The sequence below is a fragment of the Pseudomonas sp. NPDC087697 genome (assembly GCF_044743155.1).
GTDB lineage: Bacteria > Pseudomonadota > Gammaproteobacteria > Pseudomonadales > Pseudomonadaceae > Aquipseudomonas.
This window is the reverse complement of sequence record NZ_JBIUVW010000094.1, coordinates 1-1,993: the sequence shown is the minus strand read 5'-3', so window position 1 is coordinate 1,993 and position 1,993 is coordinate 1. Positions and strand designations below refer to the sequence as shown.

Genomic DNA, 1,993 nt, shown 5'->3' with positions numbered 1-1,993 from the left:
ATTGTTGTCGTCCTCAAAGTGCATCGTCGAAGTTATTGTTTTTGTCCTTCGTAGCCTGAGCGGTGTCTAGGGTTGGCGGCTTCCCTCCTCACGCAACAGCGCTTGCAACGTATCCAGGCGCGCGCCTTCGAAGGCGATGACCGTGCCTTGTTCAAACACCCGTCGCGCCAATCCTGTGAGCACCGCACCCGGCGGCAATTCGATGTGCAACCGCACGCCACGCTCGTAGGCGCTTTGCACGGTGCCGCGCCAGTCCACCACCCGGCACATGTTGAATGCCAGGTCCTCGCGCAACGCCTCGACCGAACGGATCGGGCGGGCGCGACTGCCACTCAAATAACCCACTGTCGGTAACTGCAACGGCACCTTGGCAAACGCCTCGGCCAGCACCTGCGCAGGTGCATCGAGCAGCGGACAATGGGACGGCACGCTGACCGCCAGGCGTTTGGCCAACCCCGCGCCACACCCTCGGGCCAACTCGGCGACGGCGTTCATCGCAGCAAAGCTGCCGGCGATCACCAACTGGTTATCAGCATTGATGTTGGCCAGGTAAACCGGCGTCTCGCTGCTGTGAACCTGAGACAGCAAGCCTTCCACGGTCGCCAGGTCCAGACCGATGATCGCGGTCATGCCGTAGCCCTGCGGATAGGCCTGCTGCATCAACTCACCGCGCAGACTGACCAGATGCAGCGCATCGCTGAAGCGCAACGCACCCGCCACCACCGCCGCCGGGTAGGCGCCGATGGACAGCCCGGCCACGTAATCCACTGTACTTCCCTGCTGCAACAACATACGCGCCGCAGCTGTTCCCGCGATCAGCAGGCACAGCTGAACCGCTCGGGTTGATTTCAGCGCCTGGGCAGAATCAAGTTGCAGAACATCCTCGCCAAGCACCTCGCTGGCCTCGATCACGATCGACTCGGGCAAACGATGGAGCATGCCCGGCTGCTGCGCACCCTGGCCTGGGAACACCAACAGGCTGCTCACGCTGTTTGCTCCTGTGGATGCCAAGGGTCGATCACCAGCCGTGCTTCACGGGCGGTTTTGAGCAACACCCGCTTTGCCGGACCGGCCCATTCGCGCAAGGCAACCGCGCCCATCGATGTTTGCAATTGCATGTCCACCGGGCACGCAACGGCGTCCAGCCTCTTCAGCAGCTCCTGTGCCTGAGCTCGGCCCATGGGTTGCGGTGTGCGCAAGATCAAGTCGAGGTCGCTGCGCTCATGCAATGCCGTCACGCCGCTGGCCAACTCAAACCCGGCGCTGCCACTGACGCCCCAGACCCAACCGCAGGCATCAAGCATCGGCCGCAGTTGCGCCAAGGCCTGCAAGGCCGGTAAATCACGATCACCCTCGACATGGCAAAGGTCTTCCGGCCGTACCCGGCGCTGGATCGCCTCGACCGCCATCAGCGTTGCATAACGCTGCTCGCGCAACGCTCCACGCACACCCACCGCAATCTGATCGGCGGCACTCAAGGCACGTCGAACCACCACCGGCTGACCTTGGCTCATGACCTCGACCACCCACGTCGGCGCGTCCGCTGGCAACTGCTCCGGGGTCAGCCCCCAGAGCAGGTCATGGGCCAGAAACCCGTTCACCATTGCTCACACAACAGTTGGCGAACCTTGCTCGACGCGGTACGGTTGGTCGCGCCCAGACGGGAGCTCAAATCAGCCCCGGTGGCGGCGACGTCGCCGATGGCGTGGAGCAAGCAGTCGCTGACCCGAGACCGATCGCTCGCGGTCGGCTGCTCGATCTGCTCCACCGTCAGGGTTTCCCAGAGCAGGCCGAGGCTGGCATAGCTGTCGATGTCATAGGCCATCGGCGGCACGCTGGCGGCCAGGGCTTCGAGTTCTTCAACGCTGCGCAGGGTGACCCGCGCCGCCGACACCTTACCCATGGCGTGAACCATCACCCCAGGGTCACGCAGGGCAATCAGCCGGTTGGCCTGATAACCGTGGGCCAGAAACGCCCCGGACATTGCCTTGCC

At 63.8% G+C, this 1,993-nt stretch carries 3 protein-coding genes; all 3 read right to left on the bottom strand.

Annotated elements, in window-relative coordinates:
• Positions 1-66 precede the first annotated feature (66 nt).
• Entirely contained in the window at positions 67-987 is a 921-nt protein-coding gene (gene mdcH / locus ACIPIN_RS28905) for a malonate decarboxylase subunit epsilon (protein ID WP_401124915.1), read from the bottom strand.
• The gene (locus ACIPIN_RS28900) at positions 984-1,604 is read right to left on the bottom strand and encodes a malonate decarboxylase holo-ACP synthase (protein WP_401124912.1); all 621 of its coding nucleotides are present in this window, start codon (positions 1,602-1,604) and stop codon (positions 984-986) included. The genes mdcH and ACIPIN_RS28900 overlap by 4 nt, the downstream gene beginning before the upstream one ends.
• Positions 1,598-1,993: biotin-independent malonate decarboxylase subunit gamma (locus ACIPIN_RS28895; protein WP_401124909.1), on the bottom strand; the 396-nt coding region annotated here is incomplete at its 5' end. The genes ACIPIN_RS28900 and ACIPIN_RS28895, both read right to left, overlap by 7 nt.